At 46.4% G+C, this 13,623-nt stretch carries 21 protein-coding genes and 1 pseudogene; all 22 read right to left on the bottom strand.

Annotated features, from left to right (window positions below; all coding sequences use genetic code 11):
- Window positions 1-58: 58 nt before the first annotated feature.
- Window positions 59-190 (bottom strand): annotated as a pseudogene (locus ACE418_RS09455) (hyaluronate lyase N-terminal domain-containing protein); the annotation flags it as partial.
- Window positions 190-471: a hypothetical protein gene (locus ACE418_RS09450; protein WP_416450376.1), complete on the bottom strand. Its 282-nt coding sequence runs from the start codon at window positions 469-471 to the stop codon at window positions 190-192. The gene ACE418_RS09450 and the pseudogene ACE418_RS09455, both read right to left, overlap by 1 nt.
- Before the next feature lie 11 nt (window positions 472-482).
- Window positions 483-797, bottom strand: coding sequence for a hypothetical protein (locus ACE418_RS09445; protein WP_416450375.1), 315 nt, complete (start codon window positions 795-797; stop codon window positions 483-485).
- Between the two features lie 10 nt (window positions 798-807).
- Window positions 808-1,368 (bottom strand): phage tail-collar fiber domain-containing protein, encoded by a 561-nt coding sequence (locus tag ACE418_RS09440; protein ID WP_416450374.1) that lies wholly within the window; start codon window positions 1,366-1,368, stop codon window positions 808-810.
- Window positions 1,352-1,993: a phage tail protein I gene (locus ACE418_RS09435; protein WP_329991439.1), complete on the bottom strand. Its 642-nt coding sequence runs from the start codon at window positions 1,991-1,993 to the stop codon at window positions 1,352-1,354. Before ACE418_RS09435 ends, ACE418_RS09440 begins: the two co-directional genes overlap by 17 nt.
- The gene (locus ACE418_RS09430; RefSeq protein WP_416450373.1) at window positions 1,986-3,101 is read right to left on the bottom strand and encodes a baseplate assembly protein; all 1,116 of its coding nucleotides are present in this window, start codon (window positions 3,099-3,101) and stop codon (window positions 1,986-1,988) included. The genes ACE418_RS09435 and ACE418_RS09430 overlap by 8 nt, the downstream gene beginning before the upstream one ends.
- Complete coding sequence (locus ACE418_RS09425) at window positions 3,098-3,403, bottom strand: GPW/gp25 family protein (protein WP_416450372.1); 306 nt, start codon at window positions 3,401-3,403, stop codon at window positions 3,098-3,100. Before ACE418_RS09425 ends, ACE418_RS09430 begins: the two co-directional genes overlap by 4 nt.
- The gene (locus tag ACE418_RS09420) at window positions 3,403-3,879 is read right to left on the bottom strand and encodes a phage tail protein (protein ID WP_329991443.1); all 477 of its coding nucleotides are present in this window, start codon (window positions 3,877-3,879) and stop codon (window positions 3,403-3,405) included. Before ACE418_RS09420 ends, ACE418_RS09425 begins: the two co-directional genes overlap by 1 nt.
- 12 nt (window positions 3,880-3,891) lie before the next feature.
- Complete coding sequence (locus ACE418_RS09415) at window positions 3,892-4,353, bottom strand: baseplate assembly protein (protein ID WP_329991444.1); 462 nt, start codon at window positions 4,351-4,353, stop codon at window positions 3,892-3,894.
- Entirely contained in the window at window positions 4,343-5,500 is a 1,158-nt protein-coding gene (locus ACE418_RS09410; RefSeq protein WP_416450371.1) for a phage late control D family protein, read from the bottom strand. Before ACE418_RS09410 ends, ACE418_RS09415 begins: the two co-directional genes overlap by 11 nt.
- A 4-nt stretch (window positions 5,501-5,504) precedes the next feature.
- Window positions 5,505-5,708, bottom strand: coding sequence for a tail protein X (locus ACE418_RS09405; protein WP_416450370.1), 204 nt, complete (start codon window positions 5,706-5,708; stop codon window positions 5,505-5,507).
- On the bottom strand, window positions 5,701-8,100 hold the full coding sequence (locus ACE418_RS09400; protein ID WP_416450369.1) for a phage tail tape measure protein: 2,400 nt from the start codon (window positions 8,098-8,100) through the stop codon (window positions 5,701-5,703). Before ACE418_RS09400 ends, ACE418_RS09405 begins: the two co-directional genes overlap by 8 nt.
- On the bottom strand, window positions 8,093-8,239 hold the full coding sequence (locus ACE418_RS09395) for a hypothetical protein (RefSeq protein ID WP_416450368.1): 147 nt from the start codon (window positions 8,237-8,239) through the stop codon (window positions 8,093-8,095). Before ACE418_RS09395 ends, ACE418_RS09400 begins: the two co-directional genes overlap by 8 nt.
- Before the next feature lie 32 nt (window positions 8,240-8,271).
- Entirely contained in the window at window positions 8,272-8,640 is a 369-nt protein-coding gene (locus ACE418_RS09390) for a hypothetical protein (RefSeq protein WP_416450367.1), read from the bottom strand.
- 15 nt (window positions 8,641-8,655) lie between these two features.
- Window positions 8,656-9,183 (bottom strand): phage major tail tube protein, encoded by a 528-nt coding sequence (locus tag ACE418_RS09385; protein ID WP_278967835.1) that lies wholly within the window; start codon window positions 9,181-9,183, stop codon window positions 8,656-8,658.
- Between the two features lie 13 nt (window positions 9,184-9,196).
- Window positions 9,197-10,636, bottom strand: coding sequence for a phage tail sheath family protein (locus ACE418_RS09380; protein ID WP_416450366.1), 1,440 nt, complete (start codon window positions 10,634-10,636; stop codon window positions 9,197-9,199).
- A 2-nt stretch (window positions 10,637-10,638) separates the two neighbouring features.
- Window positions 10,639-10,935, bottom strand: a complete 297-nt coding sequence (locus tag ACE418_RS09375; RefSeq protein ID WP_416450365.1) for a hypothetical protein — start codon at window positions 10,933-10,935, stop codon at window positions 10,639-10,641.
- Window positions 10,928-11,434: a hypothetical protein gene (locus tag ACE418_RS09370; protein ID WP_416450364.1), complete on the bottom strand. Its 507-nt coding sequence runs from the start codon at window positions 11,432-11,434 to the stop codon at window positions 10,928-10,930. The genes ACE418_RS09375 and ACE418_RS09370 overlap by 8 nt, the downstream gene beginning before the upstream one ends.
- A complete protein-coding gene (locus tag ACE418_RS09365; RefSeq protein WP_416450363.1) occupies window positions 11,431-11,982 on the bottom strand; it encodes a hypothetical protein in 552 nt (183 codons plus the stop codon). Before ACE418_RS09365 ends, ACE418_RS09370 begins: the two co-directional genes overlap by 4 nt.
- A complete protein-coding gene (locus ACE418_RS09360) occupies window positions 11,966-12,295 on the bottom strand; it encodes a hypothetical protein (protein WP_416450362.1) in 330 nt (109 codons plus the stop codon). The genes ACE418_RS09365 and ACE418_RS09360 overlap by 17 nt, the downstream gene beginning before the upstream one ends.
- Window positions 12,292-12,543, bottom strand: a complete 252-nt coding sequence (locus tag ACE418_RS09355; protein WP_416450361.1) for a hypothetical protein — start codon at window positions 12,541-12,543, stop codon at window positions 12,292-12,294. The genes ACE418_RS09360 and ACE418_RS09355 overlap by 4 nt, the downstream gene beginning before the upstream one ends.
- Window positions 12,544-12,557: 14 nt before the next feature.
- Window positions 12,558-13,610 (bottom strand): major capsid protein, encoded by a 1,053-nt coding sequence (locus ACE418_RS09350; protein ID WP_416450360.1) that lies wholly within the window; start codon window positions 13,608-13,610, stop codon window positions 12,558-12,560.
- Between the last annotated feature and the right edge of the window lie 13 nt (window positions 13,611-13,623).

Raw genomic sequence — 13,623 nt, 5'->3', positions numbered from 1 at the left:
TCTTACCGATTGCTGCACCGGACCAGGGCAGTGCAGACCACAGATTAGTACCGTCACCTATCTTGATTCGTCCAGAGTCGGTCTCCACGCCGGGTTCGCCCACGGCCAGGATTCGGGTGGATGCGGCCCACTGGGTTGCAGAGCCAGTCCGCAGCTGTAAGATTACGTTTTTAAGAATTTGTGTTGCCATTATGCTTCCCCTCCATTTATCACATTAATTTGGTGCCAGTCGCTGGCTATGGGTATATACGTCAATGTATCTGCATCCCATAAATAGATAATCCCTTCACTTTCATCGATATAAAGTTTATCCACGTCTCCCAAGCTAGGAAAGTAACTTTTTCTGGGCATCCGTACCATTGCTTTCTTGCTGTATCCACTGGTCTTGATGGATGTCTTCATGGGTACGCCTGCCGTCATTTTTGCGGATATGATTCCAGATGCTGACAATACAGCGTGTAGCTTTTCCATCGTATCACTCCTTAAATTGTCACATCCGGCAATAAATGGAACTTGCCTGGCCCAATAGTCTGACGGATGCCATCTGCCAGAGTAAGCTCAACGTCCCATATGTAATCGCCATACGCCAGATTCTTCGTCTTATCATGCGTCAGGTTCACTACTGTCCCATCCATCGGACACTGCAGTACATAATTTGTGTCATCATATGACTTTTTCACCGAAAATACGCCCGTGAAGTCCGTGATTTCCGTGCCATCGTCCGCAGTCGGCTGGATACTGAATCCATCATCGTCGCCGCGGATATAGTAGATGTCCATGTTCTTGATTTTTAGCATAGTGCATCACCTACTCGACGATTTCGACCCACATACCCCGGTCTGACATAGATGCTGGCTTATCCGCTGTCGATGTTACCATCAGGATATTTTCATGAGCCGCTTCGTCCGTGTTATGAGCTACCGTCAAAAAACCATTAGGATTAATTGTTGCTGATACATTGCCGGTATTGCTCATTGTAAACACAAGCTGAAATTCCTGCTGTACGACTGTACTGCTTCCTTCTGCCGGCATATAATCCGGATTATCATCAATAAGGGCTACATACATGATTTCTCCGTCATCAGGATCAGTTGCAAACAAACCCATTTCCGTAATCTTGAAGCCAGTTTTTAAGCCGCTATTGCTAATCGTCAGGTCCAGTGTTACCTTACTTCCGTTCTGTGTAATGCTGTTTATACCCAGCGTTAGCTCTTCTTTCACTAGTCCTGTCGCACTGCCTAAGCCTCCAGTTCTGCTTCCAGAGCCTATGGCAACACGCGTAAATTTCAATGTCGTCAATCCCGCGTTGACCTTAGCCTGCAACGCTGCCCCGACATCTGTCATGGTAATTTTATTCCAGTTGGCCATTAATCGTTACCTCCTTATATATACCAACACCGACTAATACATGTATATCCTTCTGCGTGATTATCTTTTGTTTCAAATCAAACGTAATTGTCGTTTTTCTTACTAGATTGACATTTCCGCCGAACAAAAAGGTCTGTCTATACAGCCTGTTAAACTGGACATAGTCCAACCAGGACCGTGTATTTTTGTACGCATTGATTAACCGCACCAATTTATTGATGGTTTTTGTTTCATTCATCGGTGCCGTTATACCTGTCACACGGAAATGATATGGTTCACCACTATATTCCGGCCACTCTTCTACTTTCGCTGATTGATATACCGTCGATACAGCTTTCTGCACAGCATATTTTGTACCTTTTAGCCTATGCAGCAGGAATGACTGCTTTACCTGTTGCCTTTTGACATCCAAATTCTCCGTATCGTCATATTCATCTACATGCATCTGGACAGCTAAATAATCGATCAGCTGTTCATTCAGACTGTCTATGGCCGGATAAATCAGCAACAGGTCAGTATTGATTTTTCCCAGTTCTACGTCAGCTACTTGGGCCAAGCTGGTTATAGGCTCCGCATCAATGGATGACGGCAGATGTTCGGCAACCTTGTATTCATCGTCATTCATCTTCACTACCTCCTAAGCTGGCCGTTACCGTACCGGCTTGAGCCACCTGCACATTTGTCAGCTTCGTAAATGTAGGTGAAGTTACAATTACACGTTTGACGCCTGTTACGGTCATCACATTGGCGATTAGCCTGGATGGGTTGATATCCCGGCCAATTTTCCCAGACTGCCATAACTTGTAGCTGCCTATGGCTGCGGATACTGCTTCCTGCACTGTAGATTCCGATATGCCCTGGTCAATATAATAGGTCAAGCTTATATCATAACTGACGGTTTCCGGAGCTTTTACCTGTACCTGATCTGTCAGTGGCCGCACTTTTTCCTTATTTAGGATAGCACCTACAGTATCTAATACTTCCTGTTCAGGAATTGTACCACCTGTCAGCAATGGTCGTATTTCTACGACGCCGGCCGACGGACTGTATACCGTTACGTCAATGATTGCACTGTTTGCTGATTTTGCCCAATATTCATAGGCCCCGGTCGGCCCGGCTGTCGAAAATCGCTCCGGCGATTCATGAATCCGTTCGCGGTATGCGTCATCCTCTTCTCGGTCCGCGCCGCCGGCACTGGTTGTTGTATTAGTAATAGATGCCACATAAGCAATAGGATCCACAATATTGTTGATTTCTCCCGGCAAGAATCCATTTCCCGTAACTCCTGTTGTCTGGCAGGTTGCTTTAACAGTTGTCACCGTTTTTCCTGCTAATATCGCCACATCTTCATCCGTAGCAAAATATATACCGCTGGCCGTTGCTACCCGCGTACCACTGGGCACGATAGTTTCTTGCTCACGTACCGCCGACAACGTAATCTGTAATGTCGTTGTAGCTGCAGATGCCGGAATCCGGTCCGTGTCCGAAAATGCCCCCAGTTCATCCAGATTGTCACCAGTTGCATATTTCAGCAGGTTCTGTTTGCCCGTATAGTTCATCTTGTTCAGCAACCGGATAATGAGTTCTGCAATCACCAGCAGAAACAGCCGTGTCGGGTCGCCTGTTGCCAGTGTCCGGCCTGTTATTTCTGTATATTCCGCCAGCACGGCCGCTTTTACAGTCTCCTCATCAGCATTGGCAAATTCAATATCTGGTAAGTCAGATAATTTCATATCGTAATCACCACCTTGGGAATCAATTTTCCAGTAATCTCCCCATCAAATGTAATGTTATCAATAGATACCCTGGGCTCATATCTCCGGATTGCCTGGAATATTTCATTCGTCAAATACGCTTGTGCCTGCATCGTCGGCATATCGATAACTGAACCATCAATGCCGAATCCTCTGTCTAAGGGAATGGTTCCTTTTGTAGTCGCTAATATAGTGCGAACGTTCTGCAATATTTCATTTACATCGTTTTTCGGCGCGATATCAATGATTTCCGGGGCTTTCACCGATACTTCATACTGCATTACAATCCACCTCCAAATAATGTAGTAACTACGTTATACGCTCTGCCAATTTTATTGACATTTGACTCTTCATCCGTATTTTCCAAATCATATTCCTTGAGTTTGACACTGGCCGTAATATACAAGATTTTCCCGTAGGCATTGTAGATAGCTTCTGCTTCTTCTACGCTTTCTAAATACCAATAGTTCTGCGATACAGGCTTACCGCCAATGATCAGTGGGAACACCATGCCATTATCACGCATTTCTCTAAGCGTCTTTAACTGTCGTTCTGGGGTAGCATTATATTGCGTCATGAGGCGTAACTTGAACGATAGTTCTTCCTGCCCAGGGCCAATAAACTGAGCTACAGGCTTATTCATAATTAAATCATGCGTCTGCCATCGCGCCTCCCCGGACCGGCTTACTTCATCCGGCGTAACGAGATAATGCTCAGCCACCCCGAATATGATTGATCCCATATACCCGATATACATAAGCATCTCTCCTTACTGCGGTTTACCTGTGTTGCTGCCGCCGGGCTCTACCCCTCCATGCGTATGATTGACCAGGGAAATACCATTTACTGTGATATCGCCTGACCCAGATGTGATATCCAAACTACCGCAATGGATATGTAAATCATTCGGTACATTGAGTACCCTGGACCCGCCGCCAGGAGGCGCATCTATAGTGCTGTAAATCGTACCCAATATATACCCTGCCCCTGTGCCTTTACCGCCGCCATCTGCCGTATAAATGCATAATACCTGGTCATCCACAGCGGGCAACCAGTAATCTTTTGCCTCTTTACATCCTCTCATGATAATCTTCAGTGGCGGTGACACAACATCATCATGATCAGGAAATGTCACCCTGGCCGATGCATCCGCTGTATCGACAGATGATACACGACCAACGCGAATGCAGCGTGCCAATAACTTAAGTATGTTTCTGTCATCAATAGCCATCTAAACACTTCCTTATCTCAACGCTACTGGTAAAGCCACTGCTGCTGATATCATGTTTGGCCTGGGTAATGATATATTTCCCGGAAAAATTCCCAAATCCAAGCATCTCAATCGTTTCTCCTGCACAAAGTCCCATATTCCCATCAGATGAAAAGCTGCCCGTAAATTCTTCGCAATTCTTTTCCCGTAATTTTTTCTTGGCCAGCCGGTCAGCTTCCGCCTGCGAAGATACCTGCTGATGTACTTCCAATGTTGCTCCTTCTTTCTCTTTCTTATCTGGAGCAACAAATGTCGATTCTATGACGGACTTATCTTTGTCTTTCGCATACTTGACATGACACTTTTTATATACATCACGGATTTTGGCCTTGAAACTGTAATTCAAAAGCGCATCTGTCTGAACTGGTTTCGATTGGTTTTCCACAATATTCAGTATGGTTGTACCAGGGTGATAATATTCCGCATATACGTCTTCCTTCTCAAATTTTTCCACATCAAAAATGATGATGGTATCTGTCGTTACTTTCAGGGCAAAGCCGGCATCATCGCAGATTTTCTGCAATACATCCAAATCTGATTCATCGTTCTGTTCCAGCTTATCTATATTCGGATTGTCATCACAATACCATTGCAGTTTCATGCCATTCTGCCAGGCAATATCATTGGCCGCCTTTTGTACAGAGATATTTTCCCAGGTATGCGACCTCAGCGTACTTCTCAGTGTGCTATCGTCACCGATAGATATAGCAACCGCTTTAATCGTCACGACATTCGGTGCACTACTTACTTCAAGTTCGTCGATTTCAAATTTTCCCAGCTGTAAATCCTGTTCTTCACTATACAAATCTGACCAGTTATATGTGCAAATTGTAATATCAAGGGTAGCGCCTCGTTCTGGCATCCAATCCGCTTCCCACAATTCAGCACGGTCTTCCAGGGTAATGGATATATCATCTACCTGCCCAGTCAGATTATCTGTATAGCTGAAACTCAGTACGTACTGTGCCAACGATTCGGATATATCTTTGCCATTATACGTTACAATCAGCCAGGCACGCCGGCCGATGTGCTCTTGCGCCAGTAAACCGGCCGTTGCCTGTTCTTTCAGTTTTGTTATTTTTTTCTGTAACGATTGCAATACAGCCATTCAATCACCGCTTCCATGGTGGCAATGTCGATGTATTCGTCAGGTTAACATCCGGACACGTCAGCACAATATCTGCCGGGAACACTACGACATCACGAAATTGCGGGTTGGCTTCCAGTAATGTTTTTACGTACTTTTCAGATCCATACACACGGTATGAAATCATGTCCCACATATCGCCTTGCACGGTACTGTATGTATTACTCATAGCTCAACCGCCTCCTATTTGCTTCTACCCGCTTCATCATCTGTTCAAATTCACGCATCTTCTGGTCCATAAGCTGGGATATTTCCTGCTTTGTATTTGGGCTGCCGCCCTGTACAACAATAGTCGGGCTGAATGTATACTGCCGGCCACTTCCTCCGGAAACAGCCGGGGCCGATACATTGACCGGCGTATTCGGCGATACGCCCAGCATTTGACCGGCTTTTGCCCATAAATTATAGGCATTGGCGTCATGGGTAATCGGCACGATTACTTCCGGATGTCCCGCTTCTGCTACCCATGTCAGGTAGGGCCGAGTAAATACGCCACCGTTTGCGGATTGTCCGGCAGCAGATGCAGCATCGCTGTCGCCACTTTTGATAAAGTTCACAATAGCGTCAATAGGATGGGACAATACTTCTGTCAAGGTATTCCATTGATCAATACACCATTGCACGCCCTGGCCGACCGCTGACGTAATACTATCCCAGGCACTTTGCGCAGCGCTGACAGCAGCGTCCCAAACAGATACGGCCACGGCCATGATGGAGTCAAAAATACCAACAATAAAGCTATAAGCGCTTGATACAGCGCTGGTAATATAATCCCAGGCCGCACTGGCCGCATCAGATACGGCTTGCCATGCACTGGATACGGCTGAACTAATAGCATCCCAGGCCGCAATGCATGCGTTCCTGAACCCTTCATTGGTGTTCCACAAATACACTAATACCGCTACCACAGCCATAATAGCGATGACAAGTAAGGCAAACGGATTCATGGCCATAACGGCATTGAGTGCCATTTGTGCCGCAGCGGCAATCCGTGCGCCCATTGCAAACGCTCTTTGTGCTGCGCCGGCAGCAATGGTGGCCACAGTAGATGCTCTACTGGCAATAGTAGCTGCAACGTGAGCATCTCGTACCATGTGGATAGATTCAACCATATATCTATAGTAAGCCACTGCGGTACGGATAGTCAGAGCGGCCATAGTCAATGCAAGTACGGCTCCTATGACTCCCATGATTACAGTTGCCAAAGTCTGATGTTGAGAAATAAACGATGCAATGCCGCCTGCCGCTGTTGCCAGGGCTCCGGCCACAGAAGAAATAGCTGGCAATAAGATACTGCCAACATTAATGGCCAACGCCACTAAATTGTTTTTAGCCAGTTGTAATTGATTGGCCGTAGTCCCTACTCGCGCCTGATATTCTGCGTCCATACTGCCCGCATACTGAGTTGCATCGCCGACTTTATTGAAGTTATCTTTCAAATTATCCAGCTGGGTCAGTAATGGTGCAATAGCATTAATGGATTCCTTGCCAAACAAGTCACTCAATACAGAGGCCTGCATTTCCTTTGGTAATTGTTTAACCCGGGACAGCACATCAATAATCGTTCCCTGTGCATCCTCCTGCATCCGTTTAGCTACATCTGTCGCTGATAGACCTAACTGTTGAAATGCTTCTGCCTGTGTCTTGGTTGCCCCTTCACCAGCCACCAGGCCCAATGCCATATTCTTGATGCCCGTTGCCGCCACCTCAGATTGCACGCCGACGGAAGCCATGGACGCGCCAACAGCAGCTACCTGGGCAGCGCTCATGCCAGCGACCTGACCTAACGGACCGACTCTGGTAACGATATCCGAGATAGAATCACTGCTTGCCGCTGTTGTATTCGACAAATAATTGACCTGATCAGCCAATTGTACAACTTCTCCCTGGCTCATACCAAAAGCCGTGCGCCACTTGGCCATCATTTCGCCAGCCTGGTCAGCAGTGATGTCGAAGGCAATGCCCATCTTCACCGCATCAGTGGCAAACTGCTTTAAATCTTCTCTGGCAATGCCTGCCTGTCCACCAGCGGCAACAATCTGCGCAATGCCTTCTGCTGACATAGGTAATTCCTGTGACATCTGGAGGATATCAGCACCCATTTGCTTGAATTGCTCAGGCGTGTCAAAATCTACTGTTTTCCTGACATCAGCCATGGCCGATTCATACTTAATGGCTTCATTGGCTGCAATGCCCAGAGGTGCCGCAATAGCCGCCGCGGCGACAGCTCCGGCTTTGAGATTGCTTACAGCCTGGGATAAATTTGCCGATGCCTTTTGCTTTGCATTGATACGGTTCATTGTCCCTTCGTATTGCTTGGCCAGCTCGTTCTTTCTGACCTGAGCTTGTAAAACAGCCAATTCAGTATCATATTCGACATATCCTTTGCTGTTTTGCTGTTTAGCCGCCTGTTTCTGCAAGTTCTGCAGTTCCCGGTTTGCAGTTTTAATCTGTGACTGCATCTGTTTGGCCTGAGCAACAGCCCGCGACATGGCACTGCCAACGCTGCCATCCAGCTGTCCCTTTATCGCAATGGCCATTTCAAGTACTCTATTAGCCACGGCGTCCTCCTTTCCCAGCGCTTTCTATCGCTTTATTTTCTCTTTCGATTTCAGCGTTGATGATAGATTGCCAGGATGCATACTCCTCGACAGGCAAATCCAGGAAAAAATCTATCGGAGTATGCGTATATTTTGCCATCCTGACAGTATTCCTCATAAACAGCCCGGCTGTTACTCCTTGTCGTTCGGTGAGGCCGTACCTAGCAAAAAACCTTGCGTCTTAATCATGATGGCCGTAAAGTCTTTTGCCGGCAAAGACAAAATGTCATCGTATTTGATACCTGCTGCTACAGCAGCTACATGGGACTGATAAACCTGGGACAATGCCGGCACGACAATACTTGCATCCTGTTTTTTTGCTTCTTTTTCACATTTGAGCAAGGTATATCCCGTAATTTTATCAAAATCCAGATATAAGATATCTTTTCCATCAGGCAAAGCACGCGTCAGGTGGATAACCTGGTCACTGGGCAGGGCCATCTGCTTGTCTTGGATGACTTCCGCTTCAACAACTTTTGCTTCTTCGTTTTCTTTCTTCATTTAGATTCCTCCCATTTAGATGCCCAAAGCATCGCGAATCGGCTGCATGATATCCGTGCCGTTGACAACAAATTTATATGCATACTTATCTACTTCCAGGAGCGTTTTGTCATTGACTTCGTACTTGATATACGTCGTTTCAATCGTATTTTCAGCATCGGTTGTAGATGCTGGTTCCCAGGAGCCGCCGGACATCTGTTTAGTCCGGCCACGGATAACCACTCGTACCTTTTCCATTACGTAATTGTTATTGGCACTGTCCCAGTACTGATTGGCCGCTCTGGCTTCCAGAGCTACGGCCCTGCCGCCTACCATGGTCAGGTTCCATTTGTCATTGATGTTGTGCGTAAGCTTTGTTTCCAGAGACTCGAACTGCCCTAACACCGGTGCTTCGATTTCTCCCCCGACACCTACCCCCTTAATGGTCGCCGTAATACTTTTGAAATCAGGCAGTTCAATCTTGGCCACACCATATAATGTGTCGCTGTTTTCATCATAAATCCTGAAATCATTCAGGACTTCCGGCATTTTATTAATTTCCATGTGCTATTCACCTCTATTCAAACAATGCGTTGAACGCGTTGACATCATATTCTGAAATAGTATCGATTTCCTGCATCGGAATCGGCGGCGTGCGCTTCTTGTGGAATCTGAATATGCCCGCTTCCAGATCCGTTGTTGGATTTTCTTCTTCCAAAAATTCAATACTGCCATCCAGAATATAGCCTCGTGATTTCAGTCCATTCAGGCGGATTTGTTCAGAATCCAAAATAATCTGAATATTGCGAGGAACACCAGGCTTGTCGAGACGCTGCCAATAGGTCAGGATGAATACCTGGTCATCCCAGTCAAACATACGCCGGACAGCAAGGAACGTATCTTTTGGATCCGTAGAGCCCGGATAAGCCCCCGTATAATTGCCCCAAAGTCTCCAACCACCGCCGAAGTTCAGTGCCGTGGTAATGCCCTGGCCATTAAGCAAGTTGGCCTGCGTCAGTTCCAACGTAACTTCTGTACCATCTTTCAGACACAGTCCTGTAATTGGTACAGATTTGTTGGAAGGCGATTCATAGGGAATGTCATCATTCGACGCATCCACCTGGCCAATTACGCCCATTTCAATAGTGGACATGTAATAGCAATGATTGCCCATTTTTCCCATTGGCCAGCATACAGATTCAGCAACGCCGGTATAACCATTGCCACTTTTCCAAAGGTTACAGCCGCTATACGATTTTACTTCCGTCGTATCGATATCGGTCAGAATACTGCAACGGAATACATCGTTGATATTGCGGGATTTGGCCCGCATCACAGCGGCTACTTCCGGATGCTGAGACCAGCCCGGTGCAGCAATAATGCCCGGCACAAGCGAAAATCTACTGTAAATGTAGTTAATCAATTCCAGCCCTGTGACCGCATCATTCGTACCTACGCCACCGATGATATCTGCGTCTTTGACCAACGACGCATCGACCGCATCATAGGCAACGTAAATATTCCTGGCGTCTGCAAGGGCTCCTCCCTCCAGAACAGAGATTACTGTATTCCCGTCATCATCGTACGCGGCAATATAGTCAGTCCCTGCCTTTGCGGCGGATCCTGCCGATGTAGCCGATACTGTTAACGAAGATAGGATAACGTCATCATTGATGGTTGCCGATTTCCGGCTTACCGTGATTGATGTACTGGATACACTCTTTTTATGTTTGGCCGGGTCCAGTACATTGATGAATACCACTGGAGCAACGGCAAAGAGTTTGAATTCTGCATACATCGGCTCGCACAACGTGTATTTATCCCAGTCTTCGTGGTAGCCTAAATATTTCTTCGCTTCGGACCAGGAATAGCAGATGACTGGTTCGTTGATTTTCGGCTCTTCTGCCAAATGTACCGGAGCTGTGCCGAATACGACCGGAAGTCCGGCCGTTGTCTGAGCCGTAGCTACAACCGCAGTATCAATTTCCGATGTCTTGATGCCATGGAAAAACGCCATTATTAATTACCCCCTTTATTATTTCTGATTGCTTTCTGGTAAAATGTGTTGAGTGCCGTCCCTTTCTTCTCTACGGCCCTCAATGCATCATTTAATTCTGCCGGTTTGACAAAAAGATGCTTCAATACGCTGTCTTCACCTTCCGGCACGGGAATCTCAGAAAAAATCATACAGTGATTCAGTCTGGAATTCCGGAAGCTCGGTCCTACGTATATCACCGGCCCTGTATATGCGTTTTCAACAGCTTTTGTTTCTTCTGCTACCGCATTTTGTGTCTTTTTTTCATTAGTCTCATCCAAAACGTTTCGGCCCTCCTAATATAAATTCACTGACTGTACGTGGCTGTTGCACATTGACATCAAAATCAATCCGCCCCCACCACATAGGATATGGCTGTTCATCCGGGATGGTAGATTCCATAGTTCCGTTCTTTATTTCCCATCGCCTATTGATGGGATTGTTGTCCAATAGAAGCTCCCTAATTACCTCCATTAATCTATACAAGCTCTGACAGCCATTAATCATATCTTCATCGTATGTCGTTACTAATACAGCCATAGATGCCGTAGATTCCATTTCCAGGTCGGATATGGTCGTTGGCCGGATGACAACAGCCGGACATAATTTCTCTTTCGATTTTTTATCTGCTACATAAGGCAGGAATCCCGGATATATCTTGATATTTCCTGTTTCTACATCAAGCAATTTCGAATACTCCGATGAGGATTTGATTTGTTCTTTCAGCCAATCCGTGATTTCTGACGCACATTGCCATGGTGTTACGATTTGTGACATCATGCCTCACCAACCAATCGCTCTAATTCGTGCATCAGGCGTTCTGCATAAACGTTCATCCCTTCCTGTTCCATTAGTTCCACTACGGCCTTATTGCCATATAGCTGGGGGATGGCTGGCCCATGCAAGCCTTCAATGGGATATCGTTTAGGCCCGATTCTTTTACGGAAAACTCCTCCCTTGCCACCTTTAGAGAACGACATGGGTACCAATGCACCACTCCCTTTTTTAATAGTTACGAATATGCCCTTAGCCCTGCTGGCTGCACGATAATGTTCAACTGGCAAAAACGGGCCTTTGATATCAATGGTAGATACTAAACCGCTCCGTTTAATGGGTGCTGCGTTCCGAAGTTCTCCGGATTTAATGGTGTAAATGCTTCGTATCTGCTTGATTGCTACTTTCCTGGCATGCAATGCCCCGCGGTATGTCGCTCTGTCAATACATGCGGCAAGCTTATCCCCAGAAAACTGTGCCAGTGTTTTTTCCAATTTTGCTATATCTTGGTTGCGTACCTCAATTGATATCATGTCATTATCCCTCAGATCCATGTAACGTAATAACAACAATACCCATTTCTACTGAAGCTTTATTGATTATCAATGGTTCATCGTCTACCCTGAATACCGTTCCTTCTGCTGGAATTTCCGGCAAATCCGACGCCTTAACATACACTTTCATCAATCGTCCAGATATACCACCGTATGGCTCATACGTCTGGCTATTAAAGAAATTTTCTTTACTGTCCATCGTATCAATAACAGCTTTACACAGCGTTCCATTTAAATCATGGTCTTCGGCAAACTCGTCGCCATTAATGAAAATGTCGAGATCTGCCGAAACCATGTCTCTGAATCCGCTCATTTTGTGACTACTGCTGATAAATCAGCAGATGGTAATTCGGCTTCAGCGCTTTTTTCCGGTACCTTGGGAGCACTTTTATCCGGTACATTGACATCTGGCTTATCTGTATTGCCTACAGCCTGACAAAACTGATCCGGATGTTGTTTCATCAGGTCTTCACCTTTTGCATCGTCAACCGTGATAATATCACCTTTCCGGTACAGCTTACCGCCGGCACTGAGTGCTCCATGCATAACCATAATATCCATGATGCTACCTCCATCTATTTAGCTTTAATAACAGCCCAGTCATCCACGCATTCCGGGGCCAACACACAACGACTGTACATGGCCAGTGCGACCTGCTGGGATTCTTTGGAGCCCATATAGTACGGTACATACTGGGCGGCATACGTATCATAACCATTGCCCGCATCATTGACCAGAGTAACTGCACCATGAAGCTGCCGTCCTCTGCCAGGTACCGCCAGAATGGCTGTATCCGGATCCAGGAAGTTCTGCACATTGCCATCATCATCCACATAGGTTTCCGCATAGGTATAAATTTCGAGATTCAGTGCCTGAATCATTCCCACACGCATAACCTGCGGGCTGACAATAGACGGCTGGATGCTCATGAGAGACAAATTACTGGCTAATGGCACAGACAGCCATTTCATAATTTGATCATTTCCCAGCATATAGTCTGCGATATTTTTACCGCATACCATGATAGTCGGCACTAATCCTGCATCTTCCTGTACCATTTCCGAGGCGTTTTTGATGTCACTGAAAATAGTGGCTCCCGCCTGATCCCATTTGGTACTGGGCACAACTGTATGATCAAAATCATAGCTTACCGTATCCAATAACGCAGTCTGCCCATCATCAGCATATCCGTAAATATCGCACTTCCCTGTCTGCAACAAATCCGCTGCCATCTTGCTCTTGCGATTGATGATGCTGTTCTGCAGTTCCACCAGATCTTCTGCCTGTTGTGCAGCTGCACGCTGTGCCGGCGTAACGGTACTGTAAATATTTTCCCCAAAGCCACGTTCATTGACGCGATCCGGGTCAAGGATACGACGCGGCCCAATCATCGGCGGTGTATAGATGTCCGACTTGGAATCTTCCAAATTAAGGTTGATACCCTTTCCACCACGAGTCACAAATGGAGCCAGACGACGGCCGCGTTTGCGGTATTCTACGGCAATCCGCGTCTGTACGGCTACCTGCGGAATGACCGGGAAAAACGTATCAAGTAGAAAAGAGGCAGGCGGTGTAATGCGTTCCATAGCCTGTAATAACGAAATTGTGTCTCTATAATCAATAGCCATTGTACATTCCTCC

Origin of the sequence: Megasphaera jansseni, assembly GCF_047974155.1 — a bacterium.
GTDB lineage: Bacteria > Bacillota > Negativicutes > Veillonellales > Megasphaeraceae > Megasphaera.
The sequence above is the reverse complement of the archived record's forward strand: the minus strand, read 5'-3'. Positions and strand labels throughout refer to the sequence as shown.

What these genes read in the sequence shown, in the direction of transcription:
- ACE418_RS09450 (WP_416450376.1), bottom strand. Translation starts at nt 471, where the DNA reads ATGGAAAAGCTACACGCTGTATTGTCAGCATCTGGAATCATATCCGCA.
- ACE418_RS09445 (WP_416450375.1), bottom strand. Translation starts at nt 797, where the DNA reads ATGCTAAAAATCAAGAACATGGACATCTACTATATCCGCGGCGACGAT.
- ACE418_RS09440 (WP_416450374.1), bottom strand. Translation starts at nt 1,368, where the DNA reads ATGGCCAACTGGAATAAAATTACCATGACAGATGTCGGGGCAGCGTTG.
- ACE418_RS09435 (WP_329991439.1), bottom strand. Translation starts at nt 1,993, where the DNA reads ATGAATGACGATGAATACAAGGTTGCCGAACATCTGCCGTCATCCATT.
- ACE418_RS09430 (WP_416450373.1), bottom strand. Translation starts at nt 3,101, where the DNA reads ATGAAATTATCTGACTTACCAGATATTGAATTTGCCAATGCTGATGAG.
- ACE418_RS09425 (WP_416450372.1), bottom strand. Translation starts at nt 3,403, where the DNA reads ATGCAGTATGAAGTATCGGTGAAAGCCCCGGAAATCATTGATATCGCG.
- ACE418_RS09420 (WP_329991443.1), bottom strand. Translation starts at nt 3,879, where the DNA reads ATGTATATCGGGTATATGGGATCAATCATATTCGGGGTGGCTGAGCAT.
- ACE418_RS09415 (WP_329991444.1), bottom strand. Translation starts at nt 4,353, where the DNA reads ATGGCTATTGATGACAGAAACATACTTAAGTTATTGGCACGCTGCATT.
- ACE418_RS09410 (WP_416450371.1), bottom strand. Translation starts at nt 5,500, where the DNA reads ATGGCTGTATTGCAATCGTTACAGAAAAAAATAACAAAACTGAAAGAA.
- ACE418_RS09405 (WP_416450370.1), bottom strand. Translation starts at nt 5,708, where the DNA reads ATGAGTAATACATACAGTACCGTGCAAGGCGATATGTGGGACATGATT.
- ACE418_RS09395 (WP_416450368.1), bottom strand. Translation starts at nt 8,239, where the DNA reads ATGGCAAAATATACGCATACTCCGATAGATTTTTTCCTGGATTTGCCT.
- ACE418_RS09390 (WP_416450367.1), bottom strand. Translation starts at nt 8,640, where the DNA reads ATGAAGAAAGAAAACGAAGAAGCAAAAGTTGTTGAAGCGGAAGTCATC.
- ACE418_RS09385 (WP_278967835.1), bottom strand. Translation starts at nt 9,183, where the DNA reads ATGGAAATTAATAAAATGCCGGAAGTCCTGAATGATTTCAGGATTTAT.
- ACE418_RS09380 (WP_416450366.1), bottom strand. Translation starts at nt 10,636, where the DNA reads ATGGCGTTTTTCCATGGCATCAAGACATCGGAAATTGATACTGCGGTT.
- ACE418_RS09370 (WP_416450364.1), bottom strand. Translation starts at nt 11,434, where the DNA reads ATGATGTCACAAATCGTAACACCATGGCAATGTGCGTCAGAAATCACG.
- ACE418_RS09365 (WP_416450363.1), bottom strand. Translation starts at nt 11,982, where the DNA reads ATGGATCTGAGGGATAATGACATGATATCAATTGAGGTACGCAACCAA.
- ACE418_RS09360 (WP_416450362.1), bottom strand. Translation starts at nt 12,295, where the DNA reads ATGAGCGGATTCAGAGACATGGTTTCGGCAGATCTCGACATTTTCATT.
- ACE418_RS09355 (WP_416450361.1), bottom strand. Translation starts at nt 12,543, where the DNA reads ATGGATATTATGGTTATGCATGGAGCACTCAGTGCCGGCGGTAAGCTG.
- ACE418_RS09350 (WP_416450360.1), bottom strand. Translation starts at nt 13,610, where the DNA reads ATGGCTATTGATTATAGAGACACAATTTCGTTATTACAGGCTATGGAA.